Origin of the sequence: Burkholderia sp. ZZQ-2 (assembly GCF_050768715.1) — a bacterium.
Classification (GTDB): Bacteria; Pseudomonadota; Gammaproteobacteria; order Burkholderiales; family Burkholderiaceae; genus Burkholderia; species Burkholderia cepacia.
Window position 1 is genome coordinate 42483 of sequence record NZ_LDVA01000115.1, and the last position, 12832, is coordinate 55314.

Below are 12832 nucleotides of genomic sequence, written 5' to 3' on the forward strand. Positions count from 1 at the left end.
GAGTAACCATGATGTCGAATAAAGCTCGTCTGGCCCTGGCCGTGATGATGATCAGCGCGCTCGCAGCGTGCAAGTCGGGCGTGAAGCTCGACGACAAGGCCAACAACGCGGGTGCGGTCAGCACGCAGCCGAGCGCCGACAACGTCGCGCAAGTGAACGTCGATCCGCTGAACGACCCGAACAGCCCGCTCGCGAAGCGCAGCATCTACTTCGACTTCGACAGCTATTCGGTGAAGGACGACTACCAGTCGCTGATGCAGCAGCACGCCCAGTACCTGAAGAGCCACCCGCAGCGCCACGTGCTGATCCAGGGCAACACCGACGAACGCGGCACGAGCGAGTACAACCTCGCGCTGGGCCAGAAGCGTGCGGAAGCCGTCCGTCGCGCGATGGCACTGCTCGGCGTGAACGATTCGCAGATGGAAGCCGTGAGCCTCGGCAAGGAAAAGCCGCAGGCAACGGGTCACGACGAAGCATCGTGGGCGCAGAACCGTCGCGCCGACCTCGTCTACCAACAGTAAGTAACGGAAGAATCGCCGTATGACGCACCGTGTATCCCTGCTGCGCGTTGCCGCAGCATTCTGCGTCGCGGGCGCGGCGTGGTCGGTCGCGCCGGCGCACGCCGGCGTGTTCGACGACAACGAAGCGCGCCGCGCCGTGCTCGATCTGCGCAGCAAGACCGACAACCTGGCCAGCCAGTTGTCGGCCGCCCAGCGTACGATCCTCGATCAATCCGGCCGTCTCGACCAGCTGAACCAGCAGGTCGCGACGCTGCGCGGCGAGAACGAGGATCTGACGAACCGGCTGACGACGCTCGAACGGCAGCAGAAGGAGTACTACCAGGATCTCGACACGCGGCTCAAGAAGTTCGAGCCGCAGCAGGCGACGATCGATGGTGTCGAAGGCACCGTGCAGCCGGGTGAAACGGATGCGCTCAATGCGGCGCAACAGCAGTTCCGCAACGGCAACTTCAAGGCGGCCGCGGCTTCGTTCCGCGCGTTCATCGCGAAGTATCCGCAGAGCCCCTACCAGCCGACCGCGCAGTACTGGTACGGCAATGCGCAATACGCACTGCGCGACTACCGCGGTTCGACTGCGACGTGGCAAGGGATCGTCAGCAAGTTCCCGCAGCACCCGCGCGCGGCCGATGCCCTCGTGGCGATCGGCACGAACCAGCTCGAGCAAGGCCAGAAGGCGGCCGCGAAGAAGACGTTCGAGCAGGTCGTTTCGCAGTACGCCGGGTCGAATGCTGCACAGACGGCGCAGGGCAAGCTTGAAACAATCAAATAATTATCGCGGCGGGTTGTTGACAGCCTGACACTCCGTCGCTATAATCTTTTGCTCTTTGGGTCGTTGCCCAAGTTGTTCAAGCAACGAACCGACAGGTTTCAAGAACGTGGGGTGGTAACTCAGTTGGTTAGAGTATCTGACTTTTAATCAGAGAGTCGAGGGTTCGAGTCCCTCCCACCCTACCAACTATCTTTGATAGTGCAAATAAAGCCTCCCAAGCGGAGGCTTTTTTGCGCCTGTCGCATCCGTGTCGATGGCAGGCATCTCCGCGATGCCTGCCGCACTACCCAGCGCCCTCCCCCCGGCTTCGGCAGAAGCGACTTTCCCTTCAAGCCGGCGCAAAGAAACGCCATCGTGAACGCGATCGAGATGATCGACTCGAGCCACATGTTCGTGAACGTGTCGACTGTTGCGCTGGCTTGCGGCCTGGCCGGGTCGTAGCGCACCGGCATCGTGTCGCCGAACGCCATCGTCACGAAGCTCCCCGGAAACGATACGCGTTCGCCGCGTTTCGTCACGAGCTCGATCAACGGGTGATGCGCGCCGTGGGCCAACCGGACGACCGTCCCCGGCACGGCAACGGACGATCCGATAAACGCGAGCCCCGTTCGTCGATCGTTTCCGCACCCCCACACCGCCAGGATCGCGCCGATCGCCAGCGCCACGCAATTGAACCTCGCAGGCTTGTCGACCATCATGTTCCCGGTATCGATCCGCTCATGATTCCCGCCCTGTCCACGCGTCAACGCGTCAACGCACGCTGACGTCGCGCAGCACCTCGCCATATCCCGCGTACAGATTGCCGTCAGGCAGCAGCTGCCGCTGCACGAGCTGCCGATGCACGGCCGGCAGGTGATGGAACGGCATCCGCGTGAACAGGTGATGCTCGATGTGGAAATGAATCGCGTGCGGGCCGAACAGGAACGTCTGCCACGAACGCCTGGCGATCGTGCGCGCGTTGCGGCTCTGGTCGGCATCTGCCGGCAGCCCCGCGTGCTCGAAGATCGCGCGCACCTGCCCGGCGAGCGGCAGCAGCGTGACGGACGGCACGATCCACAACGTGACGTACAGCAGCGGATGTCCGGCCCACGCGAGCGCACCGAGCAGCACACCGTTGCCTGCGAGCATCGACACGACCTCCCACGCGGCATACGCGCGCGACTTCCCGACCTTCGGCAACGCATGGGCGAACTCGCCGCGTGCGAGCTTCACGACACTCGTCACGTAACCGATCCCGCACGCGTACGCGAACAGGCGACCGATCAGGCGCCCGCGCGTCACCGGATAGTCGTGCACGCCGAACAGCAGCGCGACGGGATCGTCCGGCTGCATCGGCGCGCGATGGTGCTTCAGATGGCCTGCACGATACGTACGCAGCGACAGCCACAGCGGGCCGGCCGCGAACAGCTGGCCCAGCGCGTCGTTGACGCGCCGGTTCCGCGCCAGCAACCCGTGCGCGCCTTCGTGCATCATGACCGCGAGCGCCAGCTGGCTGCGCGCGATCACGACCGCGGCCAACGCGTACACGAGCGGATGCGCAAACGCGATCGCAACGGCGAACGCAGCGGCAATCATCAGCCAGTCGCCCGCCAGCGCCGCACCGACATGCGCCGCGCTCACGCGAAACAACGCGGGATCGGGCACGAACCGCGCAAGCTCCGCATTCGGCCCGGCCGGGTGCACGCGGGTATCCATCAAGCGAGCCTCCTGCGCAGCGAACGCCGCTCGACCCACAGCGCACTGACCATCGCGAGCGCCACGCCGCCCAGTACATCGGCGACCGTATGCTGCTTGAGCGTCAGCGTCGACGTGCAGATCAGCAGGCCGACCGATACGGTCACGAGCCGCCGCCGGTCCGCCAGCATCCGGCAGGCCAGACACGTCACCGCGACGTGCAGGCTCGGAAAGCCGTTGGCCGCGAGATCGAGCTGCCACATGCGCGCGAGACGGTGGCGTACGAACGCGTTGCCGATCTCCGCGACGTCAGGTCTCGGCACGGCTTCCGGAAACAGCAGAAAACACACGACACCGAGCACGAACGCGATCAGCACCGCTTCCTTGAACGCGGCGAACGCAGGCGGCCGGGCATACCCGGCAAGCGCAATCACGAACGGAAAGAAGCCGACATAGACGAACCACGACCACGCGATGAACGGAATCCGCGCATCGATCGCCGTGGCGAACACATGGCGCGGCGTGACGCCGCGCTCCAGCAGAAAGAAGATCGCGAGCCCGGCCGCCATGCCGAACGTCGCGGCCAGCATCTGCCGGATATCGGGCCGGCGATCGTCACGAAACGACAGCGAATTCATCGTGGTGCCGGCGCCTCGCATCGCGTATCCGCATCGGCCACCTGCGCGCACGGACGCAGCGCGAGGAGGCGCGACGTCCACGCATCCACGCGCGCACGCGCATGCTCGCGGCCGGCGATCGTTCCTGCCTGCGTACCGGGATCGCGCATCAGCTCGGCCGCGGCCTGCCCGACTTCCCGCCGGAACGCGGCCGCATCGCCGCGCCATGTGACGACGCGGTGCACGAGTTGCAGGCGTGCGGCGCGCGCGGCGTTGCTCGCCTGCTCGGGCTGGTCGGACTGGACGAGCAGGATCGGGCGGCGATACACGCGTGCGATCGACAGCGCGGCCATGCCGGGGGCCGACACGATCAACGGTGCATGAGCAGCACGCGTCACCCAGTCGGCGTCGACGCCGGTCCAGCCGTCGTGCCCCGCATAGCCCTCGCCCACACGGTGTGTAGCGAGCCCCGCGTCCCGCATGCCGGCCGACAACGCATCGGCGAGCGCGATATCGCGGAAGTGCGGATTCAGATAGACGGCTGCGGCAGCCGGCTCCGAGGCCGGCCGTTCGGCGACGATCGGCACCGGAGTCGGCAGCCGGCAATGCGCGTGGGCCCGCCGGACTTCGTCGGCGGCATCGTATGCGAAATCGTGTTCGATGCAGCACCGCGCCGAATCGATCTGCCAGTCGACGATCCGTGCGAAAGCGCGCGCCAGCACACGCGGCAGCCGCGCATCGAAATTCGCGGTCAACGCGCGGCGCAGGCTGCCGCCGTACACGTGAACGACGCGGCGCCGCCAACCCGGCATCGCGCCCATGAACAGCAGCGCCGGATGAAACGAGTCGTTGATCACGAGATCGGCATCGCGGCCGATCGCACGCAGCCGCACGATGTCGCGCAGCATGCGCGTCGGCCGGAACACGTAATGCGCGACATTGCGATCGGTCGCATCGCGCAGCATGTTCTGCCGCTCGTCGAACTGCACCGCGTAGTGACGGGACAGCACGGCTGCGTCGATGTCGAACGCGGCCAGGAACGCCTGCCCCGCATCGGACGTCGTCAGCACGTCGACCTGCGCGCCGGCCGCACGCAACGCATGCACGAGCAGTTGTGCGCGCATCAGGTGGCCGCGCGCGTCGGCCGTCGCGAGATAGACGATCCGCGGCATCATGCGCGCGGACGAAGCGACTGGAGCCAGCCGGCCGCGTACATCGCCAGCGCGCCCGTCACGCCGAAACCGGCTTCGATCGCGCGGATCTCGTCCAGCAACGCGGCGAGCCGCGCAACCTCGGACGGCGCGACGAGACGGCGCAGCGTGTCCGCGCAGAGCCGGACGTGCCGCGTCTCGTCCGCGAGCACGCGCGAGAGCAGCGGATACAGCGGATGGGCAGCGCCGATCGTTGCGCAGTGGCGCGCGAGCACGCGCATCGCCATCTGCTCCGCGCACAGCCCCGTCGCATAGGCCGGCACGAGCACGCCTTGCGCGAAATGCGGCGCATGGCGCCGCGCGAGCCGGCGCCACCGCATGATCTTGCGCCGGCTCAGCCAGTCCGGCTCGTGCGGCGCGGTCGACGGCGCGACGTCGCGTGCGCGCAGCGCATCGGCGAACGCGGCCGCGTGGCGACGCTCGTCCGCGAGATGCTGCTCGATCCGAGGCGCGAGCCAGTCCGGCGGCTGGCCGGTCCAGTCCTCGTGCAACGCGCACTCGGTCGCTTCCTCGCCGATCAAGTACATGCGCAGCACCCAGCGCTCGCCATGCGTGCTGCGATGAAGCTGCCGGATCGCCGCCCGCTTGATGCGATCGACGAGGTATGCGCGCACCCGCGCCGCACCGCGCGGCGCGGGCGCATCGAGACAGTCGAAGCGCCCGTCGTGCGCCGCCGGCGACGACGCGGGCAGCTCGCCTGCCGCGGTCATGCCGGCACGCCCCGTGCGGACGCGGATTTCGTCACGGATGCCGCGGCGGCGGCCGGATCGCGACGCCATCCGAGGATCAGGCCGATGAAGCTTTCCTGCATGAACGCATGCGCGGACGCGGTCGCCCCCGCGAATGCCTCCTCGCGGCCGTTCACGCGCAGATAACCGTTGCCGTCGCGCGCGCCGAACTCGATCCGGTCGCTCTTGCGGAAACCGCGCTCGCGCACGTCTTTCAGCAGCGCACTGCCGTCGAGACCGAACAGGAACAGCTCGCGCTGCGCGACCCACACCGGAATGTGATTGCTCAGTGCGTCGAAACGGATCGACCACGTGCCCGATGCCAGTGCCTGATCGACGTCCGCATCGTGCGGCGCGCTCGACGTGAAGCTCGCGCGCGCGACCGACTTCGTCAGGCCGCCGATGCCGAGTGCGATCGTGATGTCGTCCGCGGACGGCTGCTTCGGATCGGTCGCGCTCACCTTCACGAGATGCCGCGCGAGCCGCGATGCCAGCGACGGACGCGCGAACAGCGCCAGCGTTTCATCCGGCGTGAGCACGTCGTGCTCGCCATCGCCCTCCTTCACGCGCACGCGATACGGATCGATCCGGACATCGGTGAACGTGCCGTGCACGGGCGCATGGACATACACGTCACGGTCCCATTTCGCGCCGTCGCGACGCAGCAGCAGGTGCACGCTCAACGGCACGCGCCGGCCGTCGCGGTCGACGCCCGTGCCCTGAAGCAGCACGTCGCCGAGCACGTCCTTCGTGCGGCGCGTCGCATCGCTCGAGAAGACGATCGCATGCGCATCGGTATCGATGCTCGCGTGAACGTCGGGCGCATCGAGCGCGACGCGATTGCAGTCGGCGGCGGCCGCGTTCGCGAACGGGCAGCCGCTTTGCGACGCGAAGTGGTAGATCCCGCGCCCCGCGTGATCGACCGGCGCGGCATGGGCGCCGGCGCTGGCGGCAAACAGGGCGACGCAGGCAACACGGGTGGCGAGAGAAGGCATGGTCGTGGTCGGAATGAAGGCAGGGTGCGGCGTGTCGTGGTCGCGCGCGATGCGCGGCGCCGGTTCAATGACGGTGATAGGACAGCGCGTCGAGATCGCGCCGGGCCGAAGCGCGCCCGACGACACCGAAACCGCGCGCGAGCGCACCGAGCGTATCGACGGCAGACGCCGCGATCGTGACGCCGACGGCCGCGAAATAACGAAGGGCGCCGAGCCGCGGCAACTGCTGCCGATCGAGCGCGCGCAGGCTGTAGCCGAGCCGCATCGCCATCACGCAGAACGGTCCGAGCGGGCCGCTGCGTCCGAGCCACTGCCATCCGCGCGGCAGGTACGCGTTCACGAGATACGGCGTCAGCCCGACGCTGTCCTCTCCGCGCATCCAGCGCAGCTTCAGCGATTCGCGATGCGTGTCCGGCAGCCGATGTTCGGTATGCGCGGCCGGCGCGAATTCGACGGCCACGCCGGCCGCCTGCATCCGCAGCCCCATCACCTGGCAATGCGCGCGATAGACGCCGTCGAGCGGCTCGTAGCGAAATTGCGCGAACACGTCGCGCCGGAACGCGACGTTGTTCGCGTAGAAATTGCGCGTCGCGCCGGCGCGCAGCGGGCTCGGGAAATACATGAAATCGATCGACGTCAGCGCGATGCCGAGCACGTTCGGCGCATAGCTCGTGCGCCCCGCCACCGCGACGGGTGCATCCCCGGCTTCGCGTGCAAACGGCGCGAGCAGGTGCTCGAGCCAGTCGTCGGCCGGGCGGCAATCGGCGTCGCCGAACACGACGATGTCGCAGCGATCCGCGTCGACGCGATCGAACCCGTCGTTCTTCGCATCGTAGTAGCCGGTGCTCGCGCCGATCTCGACGAAGTCGATCGGGCAGCCGGCCAGCGCGACGATCTCCGCGCACGCATCGGCCGGCAGCCCGTCGTGCGTGATGATCCATTGCGCGAGTGCCGCGGGCGGCACGGTCTGCTTCGACAGCGCCGAAACGAGGCGCTTCAGGCTATCGACGGCCTGCGCGAGGCCGGCACCGCCGCGCAGGTTGTTAGTTTCCAGCACGAGCGCGGCCTTCGCCGCCACGGCGTGAGCCGCCGTGCGCGTGCGCGGCGAGGTTTCCGTGATGTCCGGCATCCTGAATGTCTCCATCGTCATGCGCGACGGCATGGATGAAACGAATGGGCGGCGAGCCCGCGCGCATTGGCGGATGCGGGTCGCCCGCGACCGTCATCGCAAAACGGGCGGCCCGGAAGGCGCCCGCTTCGCGTGTGGTCACTCCTGGACGGACGGCGCCGATTCGGCGTCGGTATAGCGCGGCTTCGCGTTCTGCAGGTCGCGCGTGTTCTTCTGCACGGCCACCGAGCCGAACAGCGCGAGCACGAACGACATCGCGTAGAAGCCTTTCTCGCTCAGTTGCAGCGTCGCATTGAAGAGGCCGACGATCAGCAGCGCGATCGACAGCAGCAGCGCGATCCAGCTGAGGCCGTAGTAGATGCCGGTGACGGGAATGCCTTCCGCGCGGTCGCGCACGCTCTTCTGCAGCGAGATCGCCGCGTAGAGGCCGAACACCAGCACGGTGAAGTAGTAGCCCTTCTCGTTGAGCTGCATGCCGGCGTTCCAGAGACCGATCAGGAATGCCGCGAAACCGGCGAGCAGCGCGGCCCACGACGCGGCCACGAACGCGAACGACGGTTGCTGGATGGTGGTCTGGTTCATTGCTTTGCCCTCTCTTTCTTCTTGTTCGAAATCGTTTTCGTTGAACTGCGTTTCGCGCATGGTAGCAGCTTTGGCACGCGGCAAGACGGCTTGCTTGCAGTCTTACGATTCGCGCCGCGCGCGTCGCCAGCGCCCCGGCGTCGTGCCGAGCACCGCGCGAAACGCCTTGCCGAACGCGGCTTCCGACTGGTAACCGACCGCCTGCCCGATCTCCGCCTGCCCGCGCTGCGTGTCCTGCAGCAGCGCGCACGCATGCATCATCCGGATCTGCGCGACGAACGCGCCGACGCTCATTCCGGCCCGCTCGCGGAAATGCCGGGCGTACGTCGCACGCGACATCGCGGATGTATCGCCGAGCGACTCGACCGTCCACGGCTTCTCCGGCGCCTGCAATACGGCCTGTACCGACGGGCCGAGCCGCGCATCGGCAGCGAGCGCAAGCCAGCCGGACGGCACGCGCGCGCCACGACCGTATGCGCGCAACGCATACGCGAGCAGCCCCTGCCCGAGCGCGTTCACGATCGCGCCGGCGCCCGGCTGCCCATTCGACGCCTCGGTGCGCAGCACGCTCGTCAGCAGTTGCAGCGGCGCGAACCCCGACGCCTCGCGCAGCCCGACATGCAGCACGTGCGGCAGCGTACGCATCAGCAGTTCGCCCGCGCCGCGCGCATAGACGAACCGTCCGCAGAGCAGATCCACGCTCGCGCCGCCCGGTTCGGCCGGATCGAGATTCGTCTTGACCGGCAGCACCGCGCCGCCGCCGGCGCCGTGTTCGCGCAGCGCCGCAACCGGCCGCGACCGGCCCGCGCCTGCGTCAAGCAGCTCGTGCGCGCCGCCCGCGGGCAGCAGCACGAAATCGCCGTCGGCGAGCTGCAGCGTGCGCCCTTCCGCGGTATGCAGCCGGCACGTTCCGGCCAGCACCAGGTGAAACGCCGCCTCGCCCGGCGGCAGCGGGTCGTGCGGCATCGCGAACGGCCCGCCGAGCAGGCAGCGCACGTCGAGCTCGACGTGGCTGCGGCCCAGCGACAGCAGTTGACTCAGGGCATCCATGAGACGATTGCGCTAAAAATTGACACTCTAGCGTATCGAAACCCTCAGCGCGAACGATCAGAATAACCCTGCATCGCCCGAGATCGCGGCGGCCGCCGCCTTCCTCACCTCTTCTCGAAAAGGACGCATCATGCTGAACTGGAACGAATACCGGAAGGAACTCTCGACGCGCATCGGCGACATCGCCAAGCTGTCGCCGGACACGCTGGCCGGCTACCAGGCGCTGGCCGGCGCCGGCGCCAAGACAGGCCATCTCGACGCAAAAACGCGCGAGCTGATCGCGCTCGCGGTGGCGGTCACGACACGCTGCGACGGTTGTATCGCCGTGCACACCGCCGAAGCGACCAAGCATGGCGCGACGAAGGAGGAAGTGGCGGAAGCGCTTGGCGTCGCGATTGCGCTGAACGCGGGTGCGGCGCTCGTCTATTCGGCGCGCGTGATGGACGCGCTGGGCGACTGAACCTGACGGCCGCGGCGCTGCCGTCGCGTGGTGGCGCCCGGCTGCATGGCTGCATGTCTGCCCGGTTGCGCACAGCGCATCCGGGCAAATGACGTATGAAGATTGGCCAGCGCATCTGCCCGAACGGTGGGCCGGGCGCACGCGGGCGAGGATACGCCGCGAAGTCGGCTACCATGCGCGAACGATCCATCGTGAAGGAGCGCCCCATGTGCCGCTGGCTCGCCTATACGGGTAATCCGATCCATCTGGAGACCGTGCTGTTCCGCGCGAAGCATTCGCTGATCGACCAGAGCCTGCATTCGGAGCTGGGGGCGACGACGACCAACGGCGACGGCTTCGGCATCGGCTGGTACGGGCGCCCCGACGAACTCCCGTTCCGCTACCGCTCCGTGCATCCCGCGTGGAACGACCGCAACCTGCGCGAAGCCGCACGCGCGATCCGCTCGCGGATGTTCATCGCGCATATCCGCGCGGCTACCGACACGCCGGTACAGGAAACCAACTGCCACCCGTTCCGCCACGGCCGCTGGCTGTTCGCGCACAACGGGCTGATCCGCGACTTCCACAAGCTGCGCCGCGACCTGACGATGAAGGTCGATCCCGCGCTGTTCCCGACGCTCGAAGGCTCGACCGACTCCGAACTGATGTTCCGCCTCGCGCTGACCTACGGCCTCGAGCAGATGCCGCTGCCCGCGCTCGAGCGGATGGTCGGCATGGTCGAGGAAACGGCCGCACGGCACCGCGTGGACGAACCGCTCAACATGACGATCTGCGCGACCGACGGCGAGCGGATCATCGCGGTGCGTTATTCGAGCGAACGGCAGTCGCGTTCGCTGTTCCACAGCACGTCGTTCAAGCACCTTCATGAGCTGTATCCGCACAACCCGCGCATCGCCGAAGCCGGCGACGACGCGTTCATGGTCGTGTCCGAGCCGCTCGTCGACCTGCGCGGCGCGTGGGAGGAAGTGCCGGAGAGCATGGCGATCGTCGCGCAGGGTGCTGATGTGCAGCAGCGGCCGTTCAGTCCGCGGCGGAAATAGCGCGGCAGGCTGCCATACGCGCCGTCAGGCGCGGCGCGAAAACCGCATCCGAACCGAATCAAGTCCGGCGGGCAGCCGGCGCGAACGGTCGCGCGGCCGCGGCAGTGCGGTGAACCCGAGCCGTTCGTACAGCGCGCGGGCCCGCACGTTGCGGGACAGCACGTCGAGGACGACATCGCCGCTGCCGTCGGCCGGCAATGCCCCCGCGTCCAGCGCGTCGCGGAACAACGCACTGAAGATCCCCGTGCCGCGCTGTCGCTCGTCGGTTGCGCAATGCGCGACGAGAATCTGCGAACGCTTCGGCGCCGGAATTTCCGTTTCGAGAATCAGCCCGCGCAACAACTGCCCCATCGTGCGGCGCACGCCGAAGAAGCGCGCCAGTGCCCACACGACATGCACGTCGTCGAACATCGTCCGTTGCCCGTCGTGAATCGCCATCACGGCGAGCACGGTGCCGTCTTCACCGACCGCGACGCGATGCCGGCGCCACGAGAAGCGCCCATGGCGCGACCGGAATGCCTGCTGCAGGAAAGCGATGCAGCGCGCATCGCTTTCGCCGAGAAAAAATCCGAATTCCGCCACACCGGACGCAAACACGAGCGGCCCGCACGACGCCGCGTCGTCCGCCTCGGCCGCACGAAACCGCACGCGCTCGCCGGCACGCGGAGCCGCTTGCGCGAACGCACCGGCCAGCGTCATCCGCTGCGCCCCGCGAGTCGCGACAACACGGCAACCGTCCGGCTGATCTGTTCCGGCTCGTGCGTCGAGCAGATGAAGAAGCGCAGGCGCGCAGCCTTTTCCTCGACGGCCGGATAGAAGATCGGCTGCACGTTGATCCCTTCGTCGAACATCGCATTGGCCCATTGCGCGGCCTTCAGCGAGCTCCCCGTGATCACCGGCACGACCGCGAACCCGGCACTCGTGCCGGTATTCAGCCCGGCGGCGCGCGCTTCGTTCAGGAACTGCCGCCCGCGCGCCTGCAGTCGCGCGACGCGCTCCGGCTCGGCCTGCAGGCGCTCGAGCGCGGCCAGCGACGCTTCGGCGAGCGTCGGCGCCAGCCCGACGCTGTACAGGAAGCCCGGCGCCAGATGGCGCAGCATGTCGACGAGCGGCTGGCAGCCGGCGATGAAGCCGCCGCAGCCGGCCAGCGTCTTGCTCATCGTGCCCATCCACATGTCGACCTGGTCGGGCGCGACGCCGCAATGCTCGCGGATGCCCTTGCCGGTCGCGCCGAGCACGCCGAGCGAATGCGCCTCGTCGACCAGCAGGAATGTACCGTGGCGCGTTTTCACGTCGACGAAGCGCTGCAGGTCGGGGAAATCGCCGTCCATGCTGTACAGCCCTTCGATCGCGATCAGCACGTGCCGGTATTCGCGGCGTACGCGCGCGAGCAGCTCGTCGAGCGCCTGCCAGTCGTTGTGCGCGAAACTCAGCCGCTTCGCGCCGCTCAGCTGCGCGCCCTGCACGATGCTGTTGTGCGCGAGCGCATCGTGGACGATCAGGTCGCCCGGTCCGAACAGTGCGCCGATCACGGTCACGTTCGTCGCGTGGCCGCTCACGAACGCGACGCAGTCGTCGGTTTCGTAGAACGTGGCCAACGCACGTTCGAGATCGCGCTGCACCGGGCGTTCGCCCGCGACCATCCGGCTCGCCGATGCCGACGTGCCGTACCGGTCGATCGCGGCCTTCGCGCGCGCGGACACGTCCGGATCGCCAGCCAGGCCGAGGTAGTTGTAGTTCGCGAAGTTCAGGTATTCGCGCCCGCCGATCTGCGTCGTCGCACCGGCGACGCCGTCGTGCACGCGGAAAAACGGCGAGTCGACGCGCAGCTTCTCGCCCATCTCGCGCATGATCCGGACCTGCTGATACTGCGGCATCGATTCGAAGCGGCTGCGCGCCGATGCGGTCTGCGCTGCCTGCGTGCCGGGCACGCCCGGTGCCGCGGCAGCATCCGTCGCGCGCTCCAGCTGCCGTTTCAGCGCTTTCGCCGCCAGTTGCTGGCGAAGATGCTCTCCCAGTGCCATTGCTTCCTTCGCTTAATCTCGAAAAGACGCTA

The 12832-nt window shown here is 67.8% G+C and carries 15 protein-coding genes and 1 tRNA gene; 5 read left to right on the top strand and 11 right to left on the bottom strand.

The window, feature by feature from the left end:
• The first annotated feature begins 8 nt into the window (after positions 1-8).
• The 3 genes from pal (at position 9) to ABY44_RS06690 (ending at position 1475) form a co-directional block, all read left to right on the top strand.
• Positions 9-521, top strand: a complete 513-nt coding sequence (gene pal / locus ABY44_RS06680; RefSeq protein ID WP_021157174.1) for a peptidoglycan-associated lipoprotein Pal — start codon at positions 9-11, stop codon at positions 519-521.
• Positions 522-540: 19 nt separating this feature from the next.
• Positions 541-1290 (top strand): tol-pal system protein YbgF, encoded by a 750-nt coding sequence (gene ybgF, locus ABY44_RS06685; protein ID WP_124672030.1) that lies wholly within the window; start codon positions 541-543, stop codon positions 1288-1290.
• Positions 1291-1398: 108 nt separating this feature from the next.
• A tRNA-Lys gene (locus ABY44_RS06690) sits at positions 1399-1475 on the top strand.
• Here the strand turns inward: ABY44_RS06690 and ABY44_RS06695 are convergent.
• The 9 genes from ABY44_RS06695 to ABY44_RS06735 all read right to left on the bottom strand — a co-directional run bounded on the left by ABY44_RS06695 (position 1470) and on the right by ABY44_RS06735 (position 9276).
• Entirely contained in the window at positions 1470-1988 is a 519-nt protein-coding gene (locus ABY44_RS06695; protein ID WP_431640988.1) for a DUF3592 domain-containing protein, read from the bottom strand. The genes ABY44_RS06690 and ABY44_RS06695 overlap by 6 nt on opposite strands.
• A gap of 52 nt (positions 1989-2040) precedes the next feature.
• A complete protein-coding gene (locus ABY44_RS06700; RefSeq protein WP_431640989.1) occupies positions 2041-2985 on the bottom strand; it encodes a fatty acid desaturase family protein in 945 nt (314 codons plus the stop codon).
• A complete protein-coding gene (locus ABY44_RS06705; protein WP_230942808.1) occupies positions 2985-3623 on the bottom strand; it encodes a phosphatase PAP2 family protein in 639 nt (212 codons plus the stop codon). Before ABY44_RS06705 ends, ABY44_RS06700 begins: the two co-directional genes overlap by 1 nt.
• Positions 3599-4756, bottom strand: coding sequence for a hypothetical protein (locus tag ABY44_RS06710; protein ID WP_431640991.1), 1158 nt, complete (start codon positions 4754-4756; stop codon positions 3599-3601). The genes ABY44_RS06705 and ABY44_RS06710 overlap by 25 nt, the downstream gene beginning before the upstream one ends.
• Positions 4753-5502 (bottom strand): hypothetical protein, encoded by a 750-nt coding sequence (locus ABY44_RS06715; protein ID WP_431640993.1) that lies wholly within the window; start codon positions 5500-5502, stop codon positions 4753-4755. Before ABY44_RS06715 ends, ABY44_RS06710 begins: the two co-directional genes overlap by 4 nt.
• Positions 5499-6515 carry a hypothetical protein gene (locus ABY44_RS06720; RefSeq protein WP_431640994.1) on the bottom strand — a complete coding sequence of 339 codons (1017 nt, stop codon included), beginning with the start codon at positions 6513-6515 and terminating at the stop codon, positions 5499-5501. Before ABY44_RS06720 ends, ABY44_RS06715 begins: the two co-directional genes overlap by 4 nt.
• 64 nt (positions 6516-6579) lie before the next feature.
• A complete protein-coding gene (locus ABY44_RS06725) occupies positions 6580-7644 on the bottom strand; it encodes a glycosyltransferase (RefSeq protein WP_431640995.1) in 1065 nt (354 codons plus the stop codon).
• A gap of 138 nt (positions 7645-7782) precedes the next feature.
• Complete coding sequence (gene yiaA, locus ABY44_RS06730) at positions 7783-8226, bottom strand: inner membrane protein YiaA (RefSeq protein WP_027788274.1); 444 nt, start codon at positions 8224-8226, stop codon at positions 7783-7785.
• A 102-nt stretch (positions 8227-8328) separates the two neighbouring features.
• Positions 8329-9276 carry a cupin domain-containing protein gene (locus ABY44_RS06735; protein ID WP_431640997.1) on the bottom strand — a complete coding sequence of 316 codons (948 nt, stop codon included), beginning with the start codon at positions 9274-9276 and terminating at the stop codon, positions 8329-8331.
• 130 nt (positions 9277-9406) lie between these two features.
• Here ABY44_RS06735 and ABY44_RS06740 point away from each other — a divergent pair, with 130 nt between their 5' ends.
• Both ABY44_RS06740 and ABY44_RS06745 read left to right on the top strand, forming a co-directional pair.
• Positions 9407-9736, top strand: coding sequence for a carboxymuconolactone decarboxylase family protein (locus ABY44_RS06740; protein ID WP_059698881.1), 330 nt, complete (start codon positions 9407-9409; stop codon positions 9734-9736).
• A gap of 206 nt (positions 9737-9942) precedes the next feature.
• The gene (locus tag ABY44_RS06745) at positions 9943-10776 is read left to right on the top strand and encodes a class II glutamine amidotransferase (RefSeq protein WP_431641028.1); all 834 of its coding nucleotides are present in this window, start codon (positions 9943-9945) and stop codon (positions 10774-10776) included.
• 24 nt (positions 10777-10800) lie between these two features.
• Here ABY44_RS06745 and ABY44_RS06750 read toward each other — a convergent pair whose 3' ends face one another.
• Together ABY44_RS06750 and ABY44_RS06755 are read right to left on the bottom strand one after the other, a co-directional pair.
• Complete coding sequence (locus ABY44_RS06750) at positions 10801-11475, bottom strand: GNAT family N-acetyltransferase (RefSeq protein WP_431640998.1); 675 nt, start codon at positions 11473-11475, stop codon at positions 10801-10803.
• Positions 11472-12800, bottom strand: coding sequence for an aminotransferase class I/II-fold pyridoxal phosphate-dependent enzyme (locus ABY44_RS06755; RefSeq protein WP_431640999.1), 1329 nt, complete (start codon positions 12798-12800; stop codon positions 11472-11474). The genes ABY44_RS06750 and ABY44_RS06755 overlap by 4 nt, the downstream gene beginning before the upstream one ends.
• Positions 12801-12832 lie beyond the last annotated feature (32 nt).